This is a genomic window from Mucilaginibacter sp. UYP27 (assembly GCF_040547175.1).
Taxonomy (GTDB): domain Bacteria; phylum Bacteroidota; class Bacteroidia; order Sphingobacteriales; family Sphingobacteriaceae; genus Mucilaginibacter.
Map to the genome: position 1 here is coordinate 22,036 of NZ_JBEPPE010000012.1, position 24,748 is coordinate 46,783.

At 44.3% G+C, this 24,748-nt stretch carries 18 protein-coding genes; 9 read left to right on the forward strand and 9 right to left on the reverse strand.

Annotated features, from left to right (window positions below; translation table 11 throughout):
- Positions 1-18: 18 nt before the first annotated feature.
- On the reverse strand, positions 19-1,968 hold the full coding sequence (locus ABIB39_RS20935) for a T9SS type B sorting domain-containing protein (protein ID WP_354432134.1): 1,950 nt from the start codon (positions 1,966-1,968) through the stop codon (positions 19-21).
- 141 nt (positions 1,969-2,109) lie between these two features.
- On the opposite strand from ABIB39_RS20935, the gene ABIB39_RS20940 reads away from it, so the two are divergent.
- Positions 2,110-3,423, forward strand: a complete 1,314-nt coding sequence (locus ABIB39_RS20940; protein WP_354432135.1) for a PQQ-dependent sugar dehydrogenase — start codon at positions 2,110-2,112, stop codon at positions 3,421-3,423.
- 75 nt (positions 3,424-3,498) lie between these two features.
- Positions 3,499-5,577 carry a TonB-dependent receptor gene (locus tag ABIB39_RS20945; protein WP_354432136.1) on the forward strand — a complete coding sequence of 693 codons (2,079 nt, stop codon included), beginning with the start codon at positions 3,499-3,501 and terminating at the stop codon, positions 5,575-5,577.
- Between the two features lie 205 nt (positions 5,578-5,782).
- On the opposite strand, the gene ABIB39_RS20950 is transcribed toward ABIB39_RS20945, so the two are convergent.
- The gene (locus ABIB39_RS20950; protein WP_191175799.1) at positions 5,783-6,367 is read right to left on the reverse strand and encodes an RNA polymerase sigma factor; all 585 of its coding nucleotides are present in this window, start codon (positions 6,365-6,367) and stop codon (positions 5,783-5,785) included.
- A 403-nt stretch (positions 6,368-6,770) separates the two neighbouring features.
- Between ABIB39_RS20950 and uvrA the strand changes: the two genes are divergently transcribed.
- Complete coding sequence (uvrA, locus tag ABIB39_RS20955) at positions 6,771-9,689, forward strand: excinuclease ABC subunit UvrA (protein ID WP_354432137.1); 2,919 nt, start codon at positions 6,771-6,773, stop codon at positions 9,687-9,689.
- A 252-nt stretch (positions 9,690-9,941) separates the two neighbouring features.
- Here the strand turns inward: uvrA and ABIB39_RS20960 are convergent, their stop codons facing one another.
- From ABIB39_RS20960 to ABIB39_RS20975, 4 genes are all read right to left on the reverse strand, one after another.
- Positions 9,942-10,895, reverse strand: coding sequence for a hypothetical protein (locus ABIB39_RS20960; RefSeq protein WP_354432138.1), 954 nt, complete (start codon positions 10,893-10,895; stop codon positions 9,942-9,944).
- A gap of 104 nt (positions 10,896-10,999) precedes the next feature.
- Positions 11,000-13,267 carry an aconitate hydratase gene (locus ABIB39_RS20965; protein ID WP_354432139.1) on the reverse strand — a complete coding sequence of 756 codons (2,268 nt, stop codon included), beginning with the start codon at positions 13,265-13,267 and terminating at the stop codon, positions 11,000-11,002.
- Positions 13,268-13,470: 203 nt separating this feature from the next.
- The gene (locus ABIB39_RS20970) at positions 13,471-14,592 is read right to left on the reverse strand and encodes a PQQ-dependent sugar dehydrogenase (RefSeq protein ID WP_354432140.1); all 1,122 of its coding nucleotides are present in this window, start codon (positions 14,590-14,592) and stop codon (positions 13,471-13,473) included.
- Between the two features lie 217 nt (positions 14,593-14,809).
- Positions 14,810-15,430: a polysaccharide deacetylase family protein gene (locus ABIB39_RS20975; RefSeq protein WP_354432141.1), complete on the reverse strand. Its 621-nt coding sequence runs from the start codon at positions 15,428-15,430 to the stop codon at positions 14,810-14,812.
- A gap of 90 nt (positions 15,431-15,520) precedes the next feature.
- On the opposite strand from ABIB39_RS20975, the gene ABIB39_RS20980 reads away from it, so the two are divergent.
- From ABIB39_RS20980 to ABIB39_RS21000, 5 genes are all read left to right on the forward strand, one after another.
- Positions 15,521-16,963: a TolC family protein gene (locus ABIB39_RS20980; RefSeq protein ID WP_354432142.1), complete on the forward strand. Its 1,443-nt coding sequence runs from the start codon at positions 15,521-15,523 to the stop codon at positions 16,961-16,963.
- 31 nt (positions 16,964-16,994) lie between these two features.
- A complete protein-coding gene (locus ABIB39_RS20985; protein ID WP_354432143.1) occupies positions 16,995-18,332 on the forward strand; it encodes an efflux RND transporter periplasmic adaptor subunit in 1,338 nt (445 codons plus the stop codon).
- A gap of 307 nt (positions 18,333-18,639) precedes the next feature.
- Positions 18,640-19,647 carry an NAD(P)H-dependent glycerol-3-phosphate dehydrogenase gene (locus ABIB39_RS20990; RefSeq protein WP_354432145.1) on the forward strand — a complete coding sequence of 336 codons (1,008 nt, stop codon included), beginning with the start codon at positions 18,640-18,642 and terminating at the stop codon, positions 19,645-19,647.
- A gap of 29 nt (positions 19,648-19,676) precedes the next feature.
- Positions 19,677-20,021, forward strand: a complete 345-nt coding sequence (locus tag ABIB39_RS20995; RefSeq protein WP_354432146.1) for a hypothetical protein — start codon at positions 19,677-19,679, stop codon at positions 20,019-20,021.
- Between the two features lie 56 nt (positions 20,022-20,077).
- Complete coding sequence (locus tag ABIB39_RS21000; RefSeq protein ID WP_354432147.1) at positions 20,078-20,398, forward strand: hypothetical protein; 321 nt, start codon at positions 20,078-20,080, stop codon at positions 20,396-20,398.
- A gap of 109 nt (positions 20,399-20,507) precedes the next feature.
- On the opposite strand, the gene ABIB39_RS21005 is transcribed toward ABIB39_RS21000, so the two are convergent.
- From ABIB39_RS21005 to ABIB39_RS21015, 3 genes are all read right to left on the reverse strand, one after another.
- Positions 20,508-22,361: a DEAD/DEAH box helicase gene (locus ABIB39_RS21005; RefSeq protein ID WP_354432148.1), complete on the reverse strand. Its 1,854-nt coding sequence runs from the start codon at positions 22,359-22,361 to the stop codon at positions 20,508-20,510.
- A 362-nt stretch (positions 22,362-22,723) separates the two neighbouring features.
- Positions 22,724-23,269, reverse strand: a complete 546-nt coding sequence (locus tag ABIB39_RS21010; RefSeq protein WP_354432149.1) for a 3'-5' exonuclease — start codon at positions 23,267-23,269, stop codon at positions 22,724-22,726.
- A gap of 137 nt (positions 23,270-23,406) precedes the next feature.
- Positions 23,407-23,874, reverse strand: a complete 468-nt coding sequence (locus tag ABIB39_RS21015; RefSeq protein ID WP_354432150.1) for a DUF4293 domain-containing protein — start codon at positions 23,872-23,874, stop codon at positions 23,407-23,409.
- A gap of 79 nt (positions 23,875-23,953) precedes the next feature.
- Between ABIB39_RS21015 and truA the strand changes: the two genes are divergently transcribed.
- Positions 23,954-24,715: a tRNA pseudouridine(38-40) synthase TruA gene (truA, locus tag ABIB39_RS21020; RefSeq protein WP_354432151.1), complete on the forward strand. Its 762-nt coding sequence runs from the start codon at positions 23,954-23,956 to the stop codon at positions 24,713-24,715.
- Positions 24,716-24,748: the final 33 nt, after the last annotated feature.

Here is a 24,748-nt window from a genome sequence, read left to right on the forward strand (position 1 = left end):
AATTAAGCTTGTGGAGGTCTATTTTAACAACAATACCCACCCCGATCTTTTAGGCAAATTATTTTTCAGGTCGATAACATAATAGTAGGTGCCGGGTGGCAGTGCCTGGCCGTTAAATATTCCGTTCCATTGCCTGGCATCGCCCACTGTCCTGAAAACTTCGGCGCCCTCGCGGGTGTAAACGGAAAGCACACTTTCGGGGTAGGTGTACAACTTGTCAATATGCCAGGTGTCGTTTATACCGTCGGCATTGGGGCTAAATGAAGATGGGATAATTAGCTTTTTAAATACGCGCACATTCATTTCGTCGGTAAAACTCCCGCAGTCTGCAGATTCTACGTGCAAAGTATAAGTTTTATTATCGGGTGGGTTTACCTTGGGGGTGAGGGATGTGGGGTCGTCCATATAATCGGGAGGTGTCCAGTAATGAGTGATATTAGCGCCTTCTGCCTTCCCCTCTAACGATATAGTTTCCCCTTCAGTCATCCCCCTATCTGTACCGGCATTGGCACCGGCTAATTCTAACACGGTAACCAGTACCGTACGTTGCTGTGTGCACCCCTCGTTACTTACAAATACGCTATAATAGGTGCTGCTGGCAGGGTTGGCTATTGGGTTGGCTACATTAGGGTTATCTAAGCCTGTGGTTGGTTCCCACCTATAACTAAGGCCGCCGGTAGCCGTTAACTGCACGCCCTGGCCTGCGCATACTTTGGGGTCTACCGTCTCGATCTTTGCATCTAAAGCAGATACAACCCTTACCTCTGTTTTTGATTCTAACGAACACCCTGCCGAAGTAATAACAACCGTGTAGATCCCCTCAAAGCTTTCGTCTACACTACCTGTTACATCTAAAAAATGACTGTCTGAAGTGTGGCCGTCCGGATAGGTCCAAAGGTAATCCGTCCCGCCATCGGCATGTATGGAAAGGGCATCCCCTTTGCAGACGTATGTTATAGCCGGCAACTTAAATTCAGGATTTTTTACCACATTAATAACTACCGGCAGCGAAAACGTTTGGCAATTTAGTGAAGCGCCCGGCGCGCTTATCACACCAACCCGGTACTCATACTTACCTGCTGCCGGGGCTAAAAATTCTAAACGCAGGTCAATGTCTGCATTGGTTTCGCCGGCCACATTTACCCAGCCCTTTTTATTATAATTTAGTTGCCATTGATACTGTGGCGTAGCGTAGGCGGGTATTTCAGCTTTGAGGATATACCTAACGGAGTGGTTATCCAAACACTGTGTAGCTGATGCAGGCCCCGTTGGCGATCCAATCCCGGCATTTATTACCGGGCCGTAGGGCTTAACCGTAATATCATCTATGGCAAAATCATTGCCTATTGTGCCCGTTAAAGCCGCATTGCTGAGTGATACAGTAACATCAGAGCCATCGTTTGGCACAACAAAATCGGCATGGTATTCTTTAAAACCTTCCTCTGTAAAAGCACCGGTGGGTGTGCTTGTCAATATTGTACCATCGGCCGCTTTAACCGTAAAAAGTATATTGGCATCTGCATAACCTGCGGGGCGGGGCATTTGCGTATTGATGTTTTTTAGAAAAACCGCGAACCTGTACTTTTGCCCGGGGCAAAACTTGCTGCCGCTTATTACATTGGTGTAGTAAGTTACAGGTTTGTCGTCCCCATTAACCATCATTAAATAACCATAAGGGCTGGTGCCGCTATGGTCAAAATTGATGGTGGAGAAGGTATCGCCATAGCAGTTTGCCGAAGTGTTTAAAACCAGGTAGCGCCCCGGGCCGGGGCACCTGCCATCTCCCCCGCTTTTCATTGTTGTATTTGCATCGGGTAGTGGCGGGCCAACAGGAGAGTACGGGCCGCCAAAGCCAAAGTCTTCAGAAAGCACAGGGTCGCCAAGGCTGTATTGCACCTGCCCATGTGCCTTTACGGCAAACAAAACGGCTATCGCCAAAAGTAACAATCTGCGTTTATAGGTTAGCATTAGTGCTGATATACAGGCTTATCCAAAAATATAACTTTTAGGCAGATAATCGCCTTAAATGTTTGTAATAAGGCTTTTACATAACAGGGCAAACCAAACAAAAGCAAACGCGCCGGGGTTAGTTAACTACAAACACTAACTATGAAAACTTATATCGCCCATATAGCGGCCATTACTTTACTGGCCGCAAGCTGTAAACAAAAAAAGGTGGATGCCACAAAAGCAGCCGACGTGAACACTCCCACCCAGCAAGAGGTGAATTTACCCGCGCCGTACCAAACTAAAGCCGTGAGCAATTACTGTAAAGTTATTGCCTGGCCGGCAGGTAAAATGCCAGTTGCCCCCGCCGGGTTCGCGGTAAACCTTTTTGCCGATACGCTTAAAAATCCCCGCAATATTTACGTTGCCCCTAACGGGGATATTTTTGTAAGCGAAGCCAATACTGAAGTGAAGGGCATCAAAAAAATTGGCGCTAAAGTAATTGGTGCGGCCGCATCCCAAAACTTGGGTAAAAGTGCTAACCAGGTAACTATACTGCGCGATACAAATGGCGACGGTATCCCCGATACCCGCGAGGTGTTTTTGAGCCACCTAAACCAGCCTTACGGGATGCTGATATTAGGTAACTCCTTCTACGTTGCCAATACCGACGGACTTTGGAAATACGATTACAAACCCGGCCAAACCAAGATAACCACCCCGGGCAAAATGATCCTGGCTTTACCTGCCGGGGGGTACAACAACCATTGGACACGTAACATTAAAGCCAACGCCGCGGGGACAAAAATTTATGTGGCGGTAGGCTCGGGCACAAACATCGCCGAGCATGGTATGGACGTTGAAAAACGACGTGCCGATGTGTTAGAGATAAACCCCGATGGCAGCGGCGAACGCATCTATGCCAGCGGCTTGCGCAACCCTGCCGGAATAGATTTCCAACCGGGAACAGGTGTGCTTTATGCCGCCGTTAATGAACGCGATAACCTGGGCGATGATTTGGTGCCCGATTACTTTACCAGCGTTAAAGAAGGTGGCTTTTACGGTTGGCCATGGGCATACTTCGGCAAGCATGAAGACCCAAGGCCCGAAGTTAAACGCCCTGATATGGTTGCTAAAACCATTACGCCCGACTTATCGTTAGGCCCGCACACGGCATCGTTAGGATTGGTGTTTTATACCGGCAAAAAATTCCCGGCAAAGTATGATAACGGCGCGTTCATTGGGCAACATGGCTCGTGGAACAAGTCGGTATTATCCGGTTACAAGGTTGGTTTTGTACCATTTATAAACGGCAAGCCTGCCCCAAAAATGGAAGATTTTTTAACGGGCTTTATTGCCGATTTGGATAAAAAAGAAGTGTATGGCCGCCCGGTTAGTGTGGCTATTGCCAAAGATGGCTCGCTATTAGTTGCCGATGATGTGAGCAACCGCATCTGGCGTGTAAGCGCTAAATAAACTATTTGTAATATTATTTATAAGGATAGCCCAATACAATGTAAAGGGCTATTTTTGTTTACTTCACTCCCATTTATGATAAAATATTACCTGAGCTTATTTGCCATTTGTATACTCCCGGTTGCGGCTATGGCACAAACCAAGCCTGCAACTAAAGCAGATAGTTTAAAGCAGCTGAAACCTGTAACCATTAAAGCTTACCTATCCGAGCAACCTGTGTTGAGCGTACCTGCTTCTGTTAGCGTACTGGGTTCGGCGCAGCTAAAGTTGCAGCCCGATAATTCTTTCGTGACAGCCCTTAATACTGTACCCGGGGTACGTGCCGAAGAACGGTCGCCGGGGAGTTACCGCTTATCTATCCGTGGCAGTTTGCTGCGGTCGCCGTTTGGGGTGCGGGATGTGAAGGTTTACTTTGACGAGATCCCGCTTACCGATGCGGGTGGCAATACGTATTTAAACGCTATCGATATCAGCAACATTCGCCATATCGAGATCCTGAAGGGGCCGGATGGGAGCCTTTTTGGGGCGAATTCGGGCGGGGTGGTTTTGCTAAGCCCCGTTAACCGTACGGACAGTAATTATTTATCCGCAGGGATCAATGGCGGCTCCTATGGCTTGTTTCATGAGAAAGTTTCACTGCAAAACACGGGCGCTAAAAACCGTTTCAACTTTAATCATTCATATCAAACTTATGATGGCTACAGGCAGAACAGCCGCATGCACCGCACTTATTTACAGGCGGGGGACGCTTACCGATACGCCCCACAAAGTGAGTTAAGGGCAACCATCCTCTACTCCGACCTCGATTACCAGACACCCGGCGGCCTTAACCTTGCGCAAATGCAAGCAGACCCGCGTAGTACGAGGTTACCAACGGCTACCCTGCCGGGCGCTATCCAGCAAAAGATTCGCATCAATACCAAAATGCTTTTGGGTGGATTGGTTAATGATGCCCAACTTACCGACCGCATCCGCAATGTGCTGGCCGTATTTAGTAACCATGTAGACTTTGCCAACCCCTTCATCACCAATTACGAGCAACGTAACGAAAATACATATGGCGCGCGCACCTACTTTGAGCTGGCCGCCATCCCTCAGGAAAACTTTGACTGGAAACTGAATGTAGGTGCCGAGTGGCAACAAACTAACTCGCAAATAAGCAACTATGATAACAACGCCGGCGAAAAGGGCAAAGTGCAAAAGATAGATAAGATTAACACCGGGCAACACTTCTTCTTCGCGCGCTACGCGGCCGATTTTTTTAAACGCCTGCATGTAGAGGCCGCCGCCAGTTTAAACTATTACGGCTACAAGTTCCGCAACATCGCCCCATTGAACGAGGCCGATTTCACTACCCGCAGTTTTGATGCCGTGGTAATGCCAAGGCTGGCCCTATCCTACCAGGTTACTAATGATTTTATCTGGCGGGCGTCTGTTAGTCGCGGGTATTCTACACCTACCACTGCCGAGGTTAGGCCTACCGACAACGTCATCAACACCAATCTGCAGGCACAATCCGGCTGGAACTATGAAACGGGTTTCCGCTTGCGTAACAAAGATGAAAGCTTGCTGCTTGATGCATCGGTTTTTTATTACAGGTTGGATAAATCTATCGTGCGCCAGCTCAATCCAAACGAAACGGAGTATTACATTAACTCGGGTGGCACCAACCAACCCGGTTTTGAACTGGCCTTTACAGATTGGCTTATCAAACGGAACAGCAGCGGCATTATCCGCGGGTTACAATTTAACACCTCGCTTACGGTAAGCCGTTTCAAATTCAGGGATTATAATGTAGCTGGCGCAAATTACTCGGGCAACCGCCTAACAGGTGTACCGCGCGAGGTTATCGTATCATCATTACAAACCCTGTTCCCGCAAAGTTTTGCCTTGTTTGTGCAGCATAATTACACGTCAAACATCCCGCTGAATGATGGCAACACCGTTTATGCAGCCAAGTATCACCTGCTGCAGGCCAAGGCATCTTGGCAGCATAACATCGCGCATAAAACCCGCCTGGAACTTTATGCTGGTGCGGATAACCTACTCAATCAAAAGTATAGTTTAGGGAATGATCTGAATGCGGTGGGCAGCCGGTATTATAACCCCGCGCCATTGAGAAATTACTTTTTTGGGGTGAATTTGAATATGTAATTTAGGTGCTACAATCCCCGCGTCCTTGCAAAGCACGAAGCAATGTCTTTAAGCAAATCCATTAACTAAGGTGTACAATTGTCCTAAAGAGATTGCTTCGTACCTCGCAATCACGGAGCGTTTTTTTAATAATAAAGGCTACCCGTCAGGCAGCCTTTATTATTATAGCAGATCGGGGCCTGCCGAGCGACTAATAAAGCGCGCCCTAATTTTTCAAACTCATTTCCTTATTCTGCATCATTTTGCGCAGGTTGTTAAGCGCGTAACGCATACGGCCAAGGGCGGTATTGATGCTTACATCGGTAACATCTGCAATTTCCTTAAAGCTCATATCACCAAAGTGGCGCATGATCAATACTTCCTTTTGCTCGGATGGTAAAAGCTGTATCAGCGATTTAAGGTCCTTATGCGTTTGCTCGCGCACCAGGCGGTCCTCGGCGCTTTCGTCATAATTACCAAGCACTTCAAAAATATCAAAGTCGTCGCCGTTACTCACCATCGGCGCGCGTTTTTCGCGGCGGAAATGGTCAATCACCAGGTTGTGCCCAATACGGGTTACCCACGGTAAAAACTTACCCTCTTCGTTATACTTACCGGCTTTTAGCGTATTAATAACCTTTATAAACGTATCCTGAAAGATATCTTCGGCAAGGGCTTCGTCCTTAACAAGCAAATAGATAGAAGTGTAAATTTTTGATTGGTACCGCCTGATGAGTTCAACAAGTCCAGCCTCGTCTCCGGCGATATATAGATGGATTAGATCCTGATCACTTTTCAATTGAAAATCCATAGAAAGCTACTAATAAACTAAATTAATGTTTTTGTCGTTATTAAAAGTAGAGTTCTATCTATAGCGTTTCTTTTTAGGGTTAAGAAAAATTTTACCCTCAAATATAATGATCTTAAAAATAAAAACAAATATTTTTAACAGGGTATTTTGCGTTCTTCTCAAAAGCCAGTGTGTCACTAAAATGCAAACTCTTTTATTAATAACCAATTAACCCTTACAATTACCAAAACCTATTTGGATTAAGCTAAAAATTTTAGGATTTTTGCACATCCAAAAAAGTTCAAAGGCAATAGATCATAACATCATTGCAAACTATTGGTTAGACCACAGGTTTCCTTTAAGGTTTAATTGATAATGCAAATTTCTGCCATGATCTGTGAACCATCAACCACGCGCTAAAAACATGATCAAGGAAGCAGAAAAAGATCCGAAGAAACATATTATTATAAAGGGGGCAAGGGTACACAACCTTAAAAACATGGATGTTGCCATCCCCAAAAACAAGCTGGTGGTTATCACGGGCATGTCGGGCTCGGGTAAATCATCCCTGGCGTTTGATACTTTGTATGCCGAGGGCCAACGCCGCTATGTGGAGAGCCTGTCATCATACGCGCGCCAGTTTTTGGGCCGTATGAACAAGCCCGATGTAGACTATATCAAAGGTATAGCCCCCGCCATCGCTATCGAGCAAAAAGTTATTACAAGTAACCCGCGATCTACCGTTGGTACCTCTACCGAGATCTACGATTATCTAAAGCTGCTTTTCTCGCGCATTGGTAAAACCATATCGCCTGTATCCGGTGGGTTGGTTAAGAGAGATTCGGTGACCGATGTGATCAATTTTATTACGGCCTTGCCGGATGAATCACAGGTGACCATACTTTGCCCCCTGCATCCGCATAACAACCGCAGCATTAAAGAGGAACTTGCCGTTTTGATGCAAAAAGGTTTTGTAAGGGTGGAATTTAACGGACAGGTATCGCGTATAGAAAGCCTGCTGGAAGACGAAACCATAGACGGGGCATCAATGGTGATGGACGAAGAAGCCACACCTGCAAAGGCCAAGAAAAGCAAAGCGAAAAAGGGAGAAGAGGTGGTTGAATCATCATTACCCGCGATATCGGTTGTGCGCATCGTTATAGATCGTATCACCAAGAATGAGGAAGACGAAACGATCAGCCGTTTAGCAGATAGTATCCAAACGGCATTTTTTGAGGGTAAGGGCGATTGCTATGTGCAGTATGATACGTCGTCTGCACTCTCCTTCGGGGAGGGTTTGGGTGGGGCCGCCGAGCGCTTCTTCTGTGATCGTTTCGAACTGGATAATATCCGTTTTGAGGAGCCTACACCAAACTTTTTTAGCTTTAACAACCCTTACGGTGCCTGTAAAAAATGCGAGGGCTACGGTAAGGTTATTGGGATTGATGCCGACCTGGTTATTCCCGATAAAAGCAAAAGTATTTACGAGGGTGCAATTGCCCCGTGGCGTGGTGAAAAAATGCGAGAGTGGAACGATGTGCTGGTAAAAAGCTCGCTAAAGTTCGATTTCCCTATCCATCGCCAGTACAACCAGCTTACCGAAAAGGAACAGCAATTGTTGTGGACGGGTAACCAATATTTCCGTGGGCTTAATGCTTTCTTTAAGGAGATGGAGGAGCAGACCTACAAGATCCAATACCGTGTATTATTATCGCGCTACCGGGGTAAAACTACCTGCCCCGAATGTAAGGGCAGCCGTTTGCGCAAGGATGCAACCTATGTTAAAATAGACGGCAGATCAATCACCGATGTTGTGCTGATGCCTTTAGATACCGCGCTGGAGTTTTTTAGCACCCTTAAACTGAACGAAACGGATGCCAAAATTGGCAAACGATTATTGTTGGAGATAGTGAACCGCCTGGTGTTTTTGAACGACGTAGGTTTGGCATATTTAACGCTTAACCGTTTATCAAACACACTATCGGGCGGCGAATCGCAACGGATCAACCTCGCTACATCTTTAGGGAGTAGTTTAGTGGGGTCGATATATGTGTTGGATGAGCCGAGCATTGGCCTGCACCCGCGCGATACGCAGCGGTTGATTACGGTACTTAAATCGCTTCGCGATGTGGGTAACACAGTTTTGGTGGTAGAGCACGAGGAAGAAATTATGAAAGCAGCCGACCATGTTATTGATATTGGCCCCGAAGCCGGTACGCATGGTGGTAACCTGATATTTACCGGTACGTACGACCAGATAATTGTAGATGACAACAGCCTTACAGGTAAATACCTGAGCGGCCGCGAGCAAATTGCCATACCAACAAGTCGCCGTAAATGGAGCGACTTTATAGAGATAAAGGGCGCACGAGAAAATAATCTTAAAAATGCCGACGCTAAGTTCCCGCTGGGGATCCTTACGGTGGTAACAGGCGTGTCCGGCTCGGGTAAAACCAGTCTGGTGAAACGCATCTTCGCGCCTGCCCTGCAAAAAACGCTTGGCAGTTATAATGGCGACCAAAGCGGATCGTTCGATAGCATCGAAGGCGATTACAATAAAATTGAGCAGGTAGAGATCGTAGATCAAAACCCGATAGGCCGTTCATCACGCTCCAACCCGGTTACTTATGTTAAGGCCTGGGACGAGATCCGTAACCTATATGCCGCATTGCCTGTATCTAAGGCCGCGGGCTTAAAACCATCGGCATTTTCTTTTAACGTTGAGGGTGGCCGCTGCGATGTTTGCCAGGGCGAAGGCGAAGTAAAGATAGAAATGCAGTTTATGGCCGATATCTTCCTTACCTGCGAGGCCTGTAACGGTAAACGTTTTAAACAGCACATACTGGACGTTACTTACAACGAAAAGAACGTATCTGAAGTGTTGGAAATGACTATCGACGAAGGCCTTGAGTTCTTCGCGAAAGAGCCAAAGATCTTGGCCAAGATAAAACCTTTGGTTGATGTTGGTTTGGGTTATGTGCAGTTAGGTCAATCGTCTAACACGCTATCAGGCGGAGAGGCACAACGTATCAAGCTGGCATCGTTCCTGGTGAAGGGTAACAATACCAATAAAACGCTTTTTATATTTGACGAGCCTACAACAGGCCTGCACTTCGCAGATATTAAAAAGCTACTAAAATCTTTTGATGCACTTTTAGAGCATGGCAACACTATTATTGTAATTGAACACAATATGGACGTGATAAAATGCGCCGACTGGGTTATCGACATCGGCCCCGAAGGTGGCGACCGTGGCGGCAAAGTAGTATTTGAAGGCCTGCCCGAAGATCTGATAAAAGTTAAGGACAGCTACACCGGGGAGTTTTTAAAGGAGAGGTTTTAGGGCCGGAGAATAGTGAGTGGTGATTAGAGATTGGTCCTCGAAAACAAAAGGCGATGAGGTTTACTCATCGCCTTTTTGCTTTCGAAACAATTGCGCTCGTTCATAATGAGTGCTTAACTTGATTTGATGATTTTATTGCCACGATGCATTGTAAATGCCATACATACTTAAGCACCTATAATAAACTGGCGCATGGAAGACTTGTTGGTGACAACACCAACAAGGGCTGAGGCGTTTCATCAAGTTGGTTAATTATTTAATCCAAGCTTCAATTTTATGAACTAAATCTTTTTTTAATTTGCCAGGAGTGTCATATATTATATGTTGTAAAGGTCTTATATCGAAATGTGCTTTTGCGAACTCTTCCGCTTGGCATGTATAGATAACTTTTTTTCCTTGTCCTAAAGCAAAGCCACTTTCAAAGTAAACACCATTACTATGATAGCTGAAGTCTGCAATGCAAAATTTACACCGTTTTAGGCTTGCAATAATCTCATCGTTAATAGTTCTGTCACTGTTTATGTTCTGTTCATCAATTAATATTGGTTGAAATCCAGTTTCTTTCAATGCTTCTTTGATTGCTATTCTTATAGTTTTGGTCTCGTCTTTGAAAGCCATAGCAATAAAGCACAAGTTTGATTTATCTCCTTCTGTCTGTAACAGAATGCCATAGTTAAGACCTTTTACTGTTATATTAAATTGTTCTATAAGTTTTGATCCATCGCTGACAGAGCGAATCTTTGCATCTATTAGACCTTGTTGTTGAAGATACTCTGTGTAGTAAATCATTTCGGCGTTTGATTTCAAATATAGCCGCTTCCAAGGGATACTATTGCATATTTGGACTAATTGACCGTCCTCACGTTGTAATTTTAAATACTCTTGAAAAACTGAATCTGACTTATCTTTAGGCGTAGTGGGAAAAGTGTGTAAGGTTAATAGCTCTTTTAGCTTTTCAATAGTTATAAGCTGTTGCTGATTATCAAACCATTTATTGTTATAAAGCAATCCTTCAAAAAGATATTTATTTTCCTTGAAAAACAGATTGTTTATCGCCCAATTTTTGGCCTCGAAGGGCAACCTTATCAAGATTCTATATATTTCAAAAGATACAAGATATTCGTAAGCGTCTCTAAAATCGTCGCCTTCAATATTTTGAACATCTAATCCAGTAAAAAAACATTTATCAGTTCTGTGTAATCCCATGTTTAAAAATACAATATATTCAAACAAAAAAAAGCCTCCCCATACAGGAAGGCTTTGAATAATATAACTCCGATCCCGATAGCTATCGGGACTCAATTCTAAAATTAAGAGATCATTTGCCTGCGGATGATGTTCAGTGCGCCGCCTGCTTTAAACCACTCTATTTGCTGTGCATTGTAGGTGTGGTTTACCGGGAAGCTTTCTGTTGTGCCATTTGCATGGTGTAACACTACGGTTAACTGTTTGCCGGGGGCAAAGGTGGTTAAGCCGGTAATGTCAATAACATCGTCCTCTTGTATTTTTTCGTAGTCGTTGGTATCAGCGAATGTGATACCTAACATACCTTGTTTCTTAAGGTTGGTTTCGTGGATACGGGCAAATGATTTTACCAGTATGGCACGTACGCCTAAGTGGCGTGGCTCCATCGCCGCGTGCTCGCGGGATGAACCTTCACCGTAGTTCTCGTCACCAACAACTATAGATCCAATTCCGTTTGCCTTGTAATCGCGTTGTGTAGCCGGAACCGGACCGTATTCGCCTGTCAGTTCGTTTTTAACGCTATCTGCCGTGTTGTTGAAATAGTTGATAGCACCGATCAGCATATTGTTAGATATGTTATCCAAGTGGCCACGGAACTTCAACCAAGGGCCTGCCATAGAGATATGATCGGTAGTACATTTACCGCGGGCTTTTATTAACAGTCTTAAACCTGTAATGTCGGTACCTTCCCAAGCGGTAAACGGCTCTAATAATTGTAAACGCGCTGATGTTGGGCTCACAATTACATCAACACCGCTGCCATCTTCGGCCGGCGCCTGGTAGCCTGCATCTTCAACAGCGTAACCTCTTATTGGCATTTCAATGCCTTGTGGCTCGTCAAATTTAACCTGCTCGCCATTTTTGTTTATTAACGTATCGGTAAGTGGGTTAAAAGTAAGGTCACCCGCAATAACAAACGCGGTAACAATCTCCGGAGAGGCCACAAAAGCGTGCGTATTAGGGTTACCATCCTGGCGTTTAGCAAAGTTACGGTTAAACGATGTGATGATAGAGTTTTTACGGGTAGGGTCGTCTGTGTGGCGTGCCCACTGGCCAATACAAGGGCCGCAAGCGTTAGCCAATACAACACCGCCCATGTTCTCAAAAGTACCTAGGTAACCATCGCGCTCAACCGTGTAGCGCACCAATTCCGAACCCGGAGTAATGGTGAACTCTGCTTTGGTAACTAAGTTTTTATCGATAGCCTGTTTTGCGATTGATGCAGAACGGGTAATGTCTTCGTAAGATGAGTTGGTACAAGAACCTATCAAACCAACCTCTAACTTCTCGGGCCAGTTGTTCTCACGAACCGCTTGCGCGAATTTAGAAATAGGCCATGCCAGATCCGGTGTGAACGGGCCGTTAACGTGTGGCTCAAGTTCTGACAGGTTGATCTCTATAACCTGGTCAAAGTAAGCTGCAGGGTTCGCGTAAACTTCGTCATCACCGGTTAGGTGAGCGGCAACAGCATCGGCAAGGTCGGCAACTTCGGCACGTTGGGTACCGCGCAGGTAAGTGGCAATCTTTTCGTCGTAACCAAAGATAGAAGTGGTTGCACCTATTTCGGCACCCATATTACAAATGGTACCTTTACCCGTAGCAGAAAGTGAACGTGCACCTTCACCAAAATATTCAACAATAGCACCGGTACCACCTTTTACGGTTAAGATACCTGCTACTTTCAAAATAACGTCTTTAGCTGATGTCCAGCCGGACAGTTTACCGGTTAATTTTACACCGATAAGCTTGGGGAATTTTAGCTCCCATGGCAAACCTGCCATAACATCACAGGCATCGGCACCGCCAACACCAATAGCAACCATACCTAAACCACCTGCATTAGGTGTGTGCGAGTCGGTACCTATCATCATACCACCGGGGAACGCATAGTTCTCTAAAACAACCTGGTGGATGATACCTGCACCGGCTTTCCAGAAACCGATACCGTATTTATCAGATACAGATGAAAGGAAGTCGTAAACTTCGCGGTTAATATCAACCGCGGTATTTAAATCGGCAACTGCGCCAACTTTTGCTTGTATCAAGTGATCGCAATGTACGGTTGATGGTACTGCAACCTGCGGGCGGCCTGCCTGCATAAACTGCAATAGCGCCATTTGCGCTGTAGCATCCTGCATAGCAACACGGTCTGGTGCAAAATCAACGTAGTCGGTACCGCGTTCAAAAGCTTTTTTAGCATCGCCTTCAGAAAGGTGAGCGTATAATATTTTTTCGGTTAGTGTTAAATGTTTACCGGTCGCTGTACGGGCAGCATCCACACGGGTGCTGTAGCGATCATAAACCTTTTTGATCATATCTAAATCAAAAGCCATAATGTTTGATTTTTTATAGGTAATAGAATATAAGACTGCCTAATAGCCGACTTGCGGCGAATTTACAAAATATAAACTTTATTCACAGTCAGCCCTTTGTACAATTGTTATTTGGATAAGTTCTAAATAACGCCGCGTGAGTTTGCAGTTGCAAGTTTGCAGTTGAATCCTGACCTTTGCCACTGCAAACTTGTAACTGCAAACTACTTCCCACTCACCTCTATCAACTTATCACTTCCGCCATTGCTCGTAATAATATACACCTTACCATCGGGCGATACGGCAACATCGCGCATGCGGCCATACTTGCCTTTGTAAAACGTGTTAACGGTTTCCACGCCTGTGCCTGCGGCGTTGAGTTTGAGTTGTAACAGTTCGCTGTCTTTTAATACGGCCAAAAGTAACGAGCCTTTCCATTGCGGGATGGCGTTATTGTTATAGTAATCGATGCCGGATGGGGCGATGGTGGGCGTCCAGTTTCGGATGGGTTCTGCTACGTTATTTGCGGTGCAAAAGGCTTTCTCTGCATCGGTATTGCAATATCCTTCCACATTGGGCCAACCAAAATTGCGGCCTTTTTGAATAATGTTCACCTCGTCATCGGTATTGTTGCCGTGTTCCGAGCTGTATAACTTGTCGCCAACAAACACCAGGCCTTGGGGGTTGCGGTGACCGAAGCTCCAAACGGGACTGCCGGCAGTCGGGTTATCTGCGGGGATGCTGCCATCCAGGTTTATGCGTTGAATTTTGCCTGCCGGGTTGTTCTTATCCTGGGCCCGTGATGATGTTGCCGCGTCGCCGCTGGTGATGAATAGTTTTTTATCTGGCGAGATAGCCAGCCGGGTACCATTATGATTAGTCGCCGCAGGGATATCGTCCAGTAATACAACCGGGTTAATGAGCGTGCCGCCACTGTAAGTAAATTTTACCACTTTTTTGGTGTAGGTGCCGCCCTTGTTATAATTGTAGGCCACAAAAACCTCGGGCACAGTTGCAAAATCCGGATGCAGCACCATCCCTAAAAGCCCGCCTTCTCCCTGCGAAACCACATCTGTTAAGTTTTTAATGAGGGTGATAGCGCCGCTGGAAGGGTCAATACTGCTGATCTTGCCGCCGCGTTCGGTTATCCATAGTTTGTTATCGGGCCCCCACAAAACCTCCCAGGGAAAGGTGAGCTTATCGGTTAAAACTTTATCGGTAAGTTCTGCGGTACTGCCCGGTGTTTCTGGTGTATTGCCGTTGGTAGTTTTATCAGGCGAATTTTTCTTACAGGTGCTTAATACTAGAAGGCCTGCCAGCGCTGCCACAGTTATCCATGCTCTCATAATCCTTAAGTTTAATGTGCTGATAATTAAACAACAGGGATAGAAGGGATTTGTTATGAGCCAAGTTTACTCACCCCGACTACGCTACGCTGGTCGACCCTCTCTGCTGCGCAAAGATGGTGGAATCTTTTTTTATTTCTTCTCCCCTCTTTGCGTAGCAGAGGGTGAGTAAACCAGTTATCCGCCCCATACATTGTGAATTAACAAGACTTTGGAATCAGGTTAGCCCTGCAAAAGTGTACCCCTCTTTACTCCAGTGATCCATCGCCAGAGGCAAAACATACTCCAGTTTATGAAAGGCTTTTACACTATCATGAAACAACACTATAGAACCGTCTTTCACATTGTGAAGCACGTTTTTCAATGCGTCTTCTTTTTTTAGCGCCATGTCAAAATCGCCGCAAAGCACATCCCACATAATTATCTTAAGGTCCGGGCGGGCTGCTTTTAGCAATTTTATTTGATGGCGTTTAATGCGGCCGTATGGGGGGCGAAAAAGCGGCGTGTCTAAAACCTCGTTAGCTTTTTTGAAGTTTTCCAGATAGATTTGGCTGTCTGTTGCCCACCCCTTAAGGTGGTTGTAGGTATGGTTGCCTATGGTGTGGCCTGCCTTTTTAACTTCGGCAAATACATCGGGGTGCTTGCGTACGTTATCGCCAATACAAAAGAATGTGGCCTTTGCATCATGTTTTTTTAAAATATTTAATACGAATGGTGTAACAATGGGTATGGGGCCGTCGTCAAAAGTCAAATAAATGCAACGGGCACCTGGTTTAGTATCCCAAATTAATTGAGGATACAGCTTTTTAAGCCACCAGGGAGTTTTTACCAAATACATTCGTAAAACGTTTAAGTATTTTATTAATTAATCAACCATATCCGAGCTTGCAAAGTAAATAGCTTTACTTACAATTGTATATAATTTATTATGAAACTAAACTTACCAATCACAAAAGTAACTATTGCTTGCCTCATATTACTTTCTACAGCGAACTTTACCGTTAAGGCGCAGGAAGTTATTACTTTACAAAAAGCGATAGACCTTACACTTGAGCGCAATTTAACCATAAAACAAGCGCAGTTTAGCGAAGCGATCTCCGAAGAAAACCTTAAGCAATCTAAATACAACCAACTACCAAATTTAACCGCGGGCCCACAGGCTTCATTAAACTTCGGCCGTAATATCGACCCGTCTACCAACCAATTTACCAACCAGCGTATCTTTGCATTAAATGGTACGCTTAGCTCGCAGGTAACGCTTTTCCAGGGTGGGCAGTTGCGCAACCAGATTATAGAAAACAAGTTGCTGCTTGGGGCCGACCGCAGCTACACCGCTAAAATAAAGAACGATCTTATTTTAAATGTAGTTACCCAGTACCTGTTAATATTAACTAATCAGGATCTGGTGACAGCTGCAAATCAACAAATAGATATTGCTAAGATAACTTTAGACAGGTCACAAAAAAACTTTGATGCAGGTAACCAAACACAGGCCGATCTATCACAAGCAAAGGCATCACAATCTACTGCAGACCTGAACTACACCAATGCCGAAAACCAATTAGAGGCATCGGTACTTACACTGAAACAATATATGGAGATGCCATCGGCAACCCCTATAGCATTTGAAAAGCCCGACATTAGCAAGTTTAAAAATGTAAATATTGCATACAATCCCGAGGATGTTTTAAAAACTGCTTTAGCCGTTAACCCGGATGTAACTTTAGCCGAAGCAAAACAGAAAGCTGCTGAACAGGATATAAAGGTTGCAAGGGGTAATTACTACCCAAGTGTTGTGCTATTTGGCCAGGTAGGTACAAACTATTCTGATGCACGGCGTTTACAAGGCACACCATTTGCAACCGGAAGGGTAGATACGGTAGGGTTTGTTCAAAACACCACTAACGCGGTTACAGTGCCAAATTACTCTTTCCCTATACTGCACTACCCCATTGGGAGGCAGTTAAGTGATAACTTTAACCAGGCCGTTGGTGTAACCTTACAGATCCCTATATTTAACAGGTTTAGCGCGCGTACATCTGTACGTAAGGCAAAGATCACTAACGAGAATGCCATTATAACGGCTCAGCTTGCTAAAAATACGTTAAGCAAAATTATTTACCAGGCGGTTTGGGATGTGCAGGCGGCAAACAAAAAGTACATATCTACCCAGCAAACGTATAATGCTAATAAGGATGCTTTTAACGTGATACAACAACGTTATAACGTAGGTTTGGTGAACTCGCTTGATTACAATACGTCATTAACAAATTTAAACAGATCGCAGTTTGACCTGATCCAGGCACAATATGAAGTGGTATTCCGGAGCAAAGTGATCGATTACTACTTGGGTAACCCTATAACACTATAATTAAACACACAAACACAATCCTAAAATTATCATGGGAAAAACTACTAAATATATACTGATAGGCCTTGGCGTACTGGTTGTTCTATTGATCGTTGGCAAAGCTACCGGTATTATTGGCAAACCGCAGGTAACGCAGGTTGCTGTCGAAAAAGCTAATAGCCGCGATATTAACGAAACCGTATCTGCCAGTGGTAAAATAAAACCGCACATCGAGGTAAAAATAAGCCCCGAGGTATCCGGTGAGGTGGTTGAGCTGCCCATTAAAGAAGGCGATGTGGTTAAAAAAGGCCAGTTGCTATGCCGTATCCGCCCGGATATCTTAAAATCGGGTTATGACAGGGCTGTGGCATCATACAACACCCAAAAAGCAAGCGTTGGCAACTCGGCACAAATGCTGAAACAATCACAAGCTACTTTTGCCAACCAGGAGTCTATCTACAAACGTAGCAAAGAGCTTTTCGACAAAAAGGTGTTAACCGTTGCCGAATTTGAGCAGGCTAAGGCCAACTACGAAGGCGCACGTGCAACTTTAGAGGCATCTAAACAAAACGTAATAGGTTCTACCTATGGTTTGGCACAATCGCAGGCATCTGTTAAAGAAGCACAGGATAACCTTGCCAAAACAACTATTTACGCGCCGGTTGATGGTGTGGTGTCAAAACTTTCTATTGAGCAGGGCGAGCGTGTTTTGGGTACCCAGCAGTTTGCCGGTACCGAGATCATGACCATATCTGACCTGAGCAAAATGGACGTGAATGTAGATGTGAACGAGAATGATATTAACCGTATTGCCGTTGGCAACCAATCTCAAATTGAAATAGACGCTTTTTTAGGTAAGAAATTTACAGGTGAGGTTATCGAAATAGGTAGTTCTGCAAACGTGGTAGGTACCAATGCTGATCAGGTAACCAACTTTACAGTTAAAGTACACATCACTGCACAATCATACATCGATCTGTTGAGGAAGAATGCCGAGAACCACTCGCCGTTCCGCCCGGGGTTAACCGCTACGGTTGATATCCAAACCAACCATGTAAAAGCATTGTCGGTGCCTATCCAATCGGTAACCACCCGCGACGAGAAGAAAGCCGATGCTAAACCAGCCGATAGCCAAAAAGATGATACTAAGAAAACGACCGGTGCACCTGCAAAAGAATATGTTTACGTTTTACAAGGCAACAAGGTGAAACAAGTGCCGGTAACAACAGGCATACAGGATGATACCTATATACAAATATTAAGCGGCCTTAAAGGCGGCGAGGAGGTGGTATCTGCACCATTCGCGGCCATCTCAAAAACACTAAATGATGGTATGATCGTAGAAAAAGTAGATAAATCTAAACTATTTACCGGCGAACCCAAAAAATAGGTTCTTGAGGTTAAAGGTAAAAGGCGAAAGGTTTGAGGACTTTTCGCCTTTTTTGTTAAGTAGCTAATTATCAAATACTTGCTAAATTTTTAGAAGCGTCTAAAATTAAGTAATTGATAATGAGGGCGTTGTAAAGCATTCGCGTGTGTTCATGGCTGTGAACGTGAACATTTACGACCTGTTTTGGTAATGGAAGTTACTAAACATCTACTTTAACCTTTTACCTCAAATATTCCCCGTCCCAATAATATTTCATTAATTTGCATAACGGGAAAACCAATTGCCCGTTTGGTACATTACTGACTTAATGCTTAAGCAAAAAAACAAGATTGCTGTTGTGGGCGGCGGAAGCTGGGCCACCGCGAATATTAAAATGCTTACCGATAACACTACCGAAAAGGAAATTTTTTGGTGGATGCGCAACGGTGAAGCTGTAGAACACATCCGTAAATTTGGACATAACCTGCACTACCTAAGTTCGGTAGAAATAAAGGTACCTGCCGCAAACATCTCTACCGACCTTAAATCGCTGATACAGGATGTTGACTATATCCTGCTGAATGTACCGGCTGCTTTTCTTAAACAGGCACTTGAGGGTATTACCCCGGCGGATCTGAAGGGTAAAAAGATAGTATCCGCCATAAAAGGTATCGTGCCCGATGAAAATAAGATCATTGGCGAGTTTTTGAACGAGAACTACGAAGTGCAGTTTGACCATATCCTGGTGATAAGCGGCCCATGCCACGCCGAGGAGGTTGCGCTGGAAAAGCTTTCGTACTTAACCATCGCCTCTAAAGATGAGGAACTGGCTGCCGAATTTGCAGGCATGTTAAGCACCCGATACATCAAAACCATCGTGTCCGACGATATATATGGCACCGAGTACGGCGCTGTACTGAAGAACGTTTACGCCATTGCCAGTGGTATTTGCCACGGTGTAGGGTATGGCGATAACTTTCAGGCGGTATTGATATCTAATGCCATTCGTGAACTGGAAAGGTTTGTGAATAAAGTGCACCCGATAGACCGCGATATAAAAGAATCGGCCTACTTAGGCGATCTGCTCGTTACTGCTTACTCGCAGTTTAGCCGTAACCGTACTTTCGGTAATATGATAGGAAAAGGTTACACTGTAAAATCGGCCCAGCTGGAGATGAACATGGTTGCCGAGGGCTATTATGCAGTAAATTGCCTACACCAGGTGAATAAGCAATACAACGTTGATATGCCTATCTGTAATGCTGTATACGCTATTTTATACAAGAAAAGCACCCCTGTGGTAGAAATGAGGAAACTGGCAGAGAAATTGAGCTAGTAACAGCAGTTACTAAACAAAAATTCCAAATGAAAAATCTATTCAAATCGGCCTTGTTCGCTGCTTCGTTATTCGCGGCATCATCGGCCTTCGCACAAACACATAAAGACACTACACTTGGCCAAAAAATTGGTACAACAGCAAAAAAAGGCTGGCATGCTACTAAAAAAGCTGGTAGCGCTGTAGGTAATAAAACCGCAGAGGTTGCATCAAAAGGTGCATCGGCAGTGGCTGATAAAAAATTCGATGAAAAAGTAGCACCTGGTGGCCAAACTATTTACATCGATAAAAACTCGTACTATTACTACGTAAACAAAAAAGGCCATCACATTTACGTGCCAAAAGCAAAACTGGTTGATAAACCTGTAAAATAATATTTGTTAAAGCACCGGTTTACCAACCGGTGCTTTTTTATTACCTTATTCGCGCTATGAAAATAAAAGCTTTACTAATTGTTACTGTATTTGGTGCTGCCACCCTGCTAACCGCCTGCGAAAAGCACGAGTCCAACAAAAAAGTACTTGGCGACTGGAAATCTAAAGACGCCAACGTTACACTTAAAATAACCGACAAAAAGTTTATTATGGATGGTGATGTACAAAACGCCGAGGATTATTTTACAAAAGGCGATACCATATTCACCTCGTTTGAAGGTAACCAACCCTACACTAAATTCGTGATCAAAAAGCTTGACGGTCAGCACATGGATCTGCTATACCCGGATTCGGTGGTAGTGGCGTTTAGCCGTTAAAACAAAAACCTCCCGGATGATAAACAAACGAGAGGCTTTGTAAACAAAACTAAACTAAAACTATGCTTCCGGGTAACTAATCCGAAAGCTCTTATGAAACTAACTAATATTAAAACCTTCTGCGGCGTTCAGGGCGCTCTTCGCGGGGTTTGCCAGAGAAATCACGGAAACCACCACCGCCGTTGCCGCCGCCACTGTTCCTGTCCCTGGTACCACCTTCGCGGCGTCCGCCACCACCAGCACTATTCCTATCACGATTGTAACCGCCACCGCCTTCGCGTCTTTGGTAACCACCTTCACGTTTTTCGCCGCCGCCGCTTCTTGGGCTGCTGGTACCTTCGCCAGATATTTCGATCCTAACTTCGCGGCCCTTAAATTCAACGCCTTTAAAGTTGTTTACTACCTGGTCAACATCGCCGTTGCTTACTTCAAAGAATGAGTAAACACCTTTAACATCAATTTTACCAACGGTGCGCCCGCTTATTTTAGAGTTGTTGCAAATGTAACCCAGCAAATCGCCGCGGTTAAACTCATCAACACTACCTAAATTGATAAACAAACGTGTGTATTCTGATTTGCCACCGGCGTCGCGCATACCGCGCTCGCCTCTTTCACCATCTCTGCTGCGATCATCGGCAGGGGCGTTAAGGTCTGGTGCATTTTGATAATAATCTAAAAAGCGGTTAAACTCTAACGATGCAAAACGTTTGATAACATCCTCTTTGCTTAACTCAGCAAACTCATCCATAATACGCGGGATGTATTGCTCAATTTGCTCTTCGTTTATGGTTACGTTATGTACTTTGTGTACAAGTGCAAATAACTGTTTTTCGCAAACATCAAAACCTGTAGGTATTTCGGCTTTTACAAACTTTTTACCAATTACACGTTCTATCTGGCGAATTTTACCAAGCTCTTTACTGTTGATGATAGCAATAGATACACCCATTTTACCTGCACGGGCTGTACGGCCGCTACGGTGGGTATAGTTCTCGATCTCATCCGGTAAGCTGTAGTTAATAACGTGTGTAACATCATTAACATCAATACCACGTGCTGCAACATCAGTAGCAATTAATAATTGCAGGCTGCGTTCGCGGTAGCGTTTCATTACCTTATCGCGTTGTTGTTGTGATAGGTCACCATGTAAAGCATCGGCGTTGTAACCGTCTTTAATTAGTGATTCAGCAATTTCCTGAGTTTCAATTTTGGTACGGCAAAATACGATACCAAAGATCTGTGGGTTATTGTCAACAATACGTTTAAAGGCAGCGTATTTATCACGGGCACGTACTACATAGTACTCATGCTCGATATTTACATTACCTGTATTTTTTTCGCCCATGGTTAACTCAAAAGGGTTATCCATGTATTTTTTAGCGATCCTCCTAACCTCAGAAGGCATAGTGGCTGAGAACAACCAAGTTTTTTTCTCGTCCGGAGTGGTAGATAAAATACTGTCAATGTCTTCCTGGAAGCCCATGTTGAGCATCTCATCAGCCTCATCCAATACTACAAACTTAACCTGCGAAAAATTGATCGCCTTACGGTTAATGATGTCAAGCATACGGCCTGGTGTGGCAACAACGATCTGTACACCACGTTTAATTTGGCGTAACTGATCCTGAATGCTGGCACCGCCATAAACTGCAACCACATGTACGTTGTTCATTTTTTTGGCGTAGTTATTAATGTCGTTCGTGATCTGTAAACAAAGTTCACGTGTTGGGCATAAAATAAGCGCCTGCGGATGATTTTCTTCGAAATTAAGCAGTTCTAATAACGGCAGTCCAAAAGCAGCTGTTTTACCGGTCCCTGTTTGGGCTAATCCGACAAAATCGTTGCTGCCTGTTAACAATACCGGAATTGACTGTTCCTGGATTGGTGTAGGATTTTCAAACCCTAACTCAGAGATGGCATTAACAATATCATGACGGATTCCCAGATTGATAAATGGGTTCATGAATTAAAATAACGTATTTGGCTACATCGCCAAATCGGGTGCAAAAGTACAATTAATATTTGATATTGCAAATACTGATTTTTAAATTTATGATACTGGTAAAATTACAGGTTAAATTGAGGTTAACAGGCTTAAAATCAACATGCTTTTTATGTTAATGATTTTGACATTAGTGTAGGCTGTACATACTACCGGTTTTTAGCGTCTTTTAAAAGTGTTAAACAATGTTAGATGCTATTATGAAAACTACTGAAAATCAGCTATAATACCTATCTTTAAACACATTAATGCCTAAGTATCATGAAATGCCTTGCCAAATCGCTGTTATCACCCATGTTTTATCGGAGCGTAAGTTGGTATAATTAATTATTTAAAATCCAGGACAATATCTTTGCAATGTTACCGGCGTCATCTATACCACGGTGGTGAGTGCCTTCCAGCGGCAAACCGAGCATATCCAATGCTTCTGCCATGCCGACTTCTTTTACAAGTTTGTTTTTAAGAGCGAAAAGCGTTTTTACGTTGATATGTAACGGGCTGAACGGGTAACTCGCGCCTGTTTCCAGGCATTGCTTGCGAAACTGCTTTTCATCGTAAGCGCCGTAACTGGCCCATGGCCTGTCCTTTGAACGGTAGTCTTTTACCAATTGCTTACACGCTGCACTAAAATTGATACCTTGTTCGGCAACAAACTCGGCGGTAATAGTTGTCAGCTCTGTGCAAAAAGTGCTTACCACCGATCTTTCGGGCTTTACAATAATTCCCCGTTTTGCAGTAACGTTATGATCTTGGCTATCTAACAGACATATGCCAATCTCTATAATGTCACTTGTCATATTATCGGGTGGATTTCCTTCCCAGCAGGTCGCTTCAATGTCAACAACCAGTATTTGATCTAATATTCTCATAATTTAAGGCAACATTGGTTCAAAAGTGTGATAGTAAGTGTCTGGTCCCAAGGGAAATTCGACATCATGCTATCCCGAGATGTGAATTCTGTTATATCATAATCGCAATCGATTTCATAAATAGCCGGGTCTGTTGTTTACCTCAACCTATCCGCCGATTTTACCAGCTTCTCATCCCTTTGGATTGCTTTAATAGCGAAGATGATAAGCACAATACTTAGCGAGGTTAGGAACAAGCCGATGCCCATATTTTTATACTCCAGCGTAATAGGGCCAACTACGTTTTTAACGGTTTGGGCCATCCAAAAACTATAGCCTATCAATACCAATATTGCCACGTAGCTTATAGTGATCTGCTGCTTGCGGTTCTTATATAAAAAGATCAAAAATAGTGGGATAATAGCTGCCAGTACTGTAGCAATGGTAAGCGGAAGAAAGGGGTGGGTCTGCTTGTCTTGTCCGTTCACTATTTCATAAACGCCGGTTACGGTTACATTAACCAGTTTGCCATCCACAAAAATGTTGTGGGCAAGCGGGAATACGAACAGCGCGAAGATCACTAACGAAGCGAAAAGTAGGTATATTGATTGGATTCTTTGTAGCATTATATTGATTATAAGTTGTAAGCAAATATAGAATGGTATTTGGTAAATCTAAAATCGTAAATGATGTTAACTTTGCGCCGTGGCAAACACCCAACGATACTTTATTGAACTGGCCTACGATGGTACAAATTACCACGGCTGGCAGGTACAGCCCAATGCCGTAACCGTGCAGGAAGTGTTGGACAAAGCCCTTACCACTTTGTTACGCCAACCCATAGAAACCATCGGCTGCGGAAGGACGGATACGGGCGTGCATGCAACAGAATACTTTGCGCATATAGATGTTCAGTCTATAAACGATAAATCATTGGTGATTGATAAACGCAGTTTAAACGCCCTGCTTCCGCACGATATCGCCATAAAAAATATTGTCCCCGTTCATCCCGAAGCGCATGCCAGGTTTGATGCCAAGCTGCGGTCTTACGAGTACCATATCCATTTTGAAAAGAACCCATTTTTAAACGGTTACTCGTGGCTCATTCGCGATAAACCTGATCTGGAGCTTATGAACCGGGCGGCGGCAATAGTCATGGAATACACAGATTTTAGCTGTTTTAGTAAAAGTAATACGCAGGTTAAAACCAATAATTGTAAAATTGCAAAAGCGGAGTGGGCGGAGACCAAAAACGGGATCGTTTTCCATATCTCTGCCGATAGGTTTCTGCGCAACATGGTGCGTGCTATTGTGGGCACGTTGCTGCAGGTTGGCCGTGGTGAGATGCAGCCCGAAGAGATCCGCAAGGTTATCGATAGTAAAAACCGAAGCAAGGCAGGCACAAGTGTACCGGCATGCGGGTTATATTTAACGGAAATAAAATACCCTTATTCGTTAGCCCCCTAACCCCCTAAAGGGGAAACCGAATTTGAGATGTAA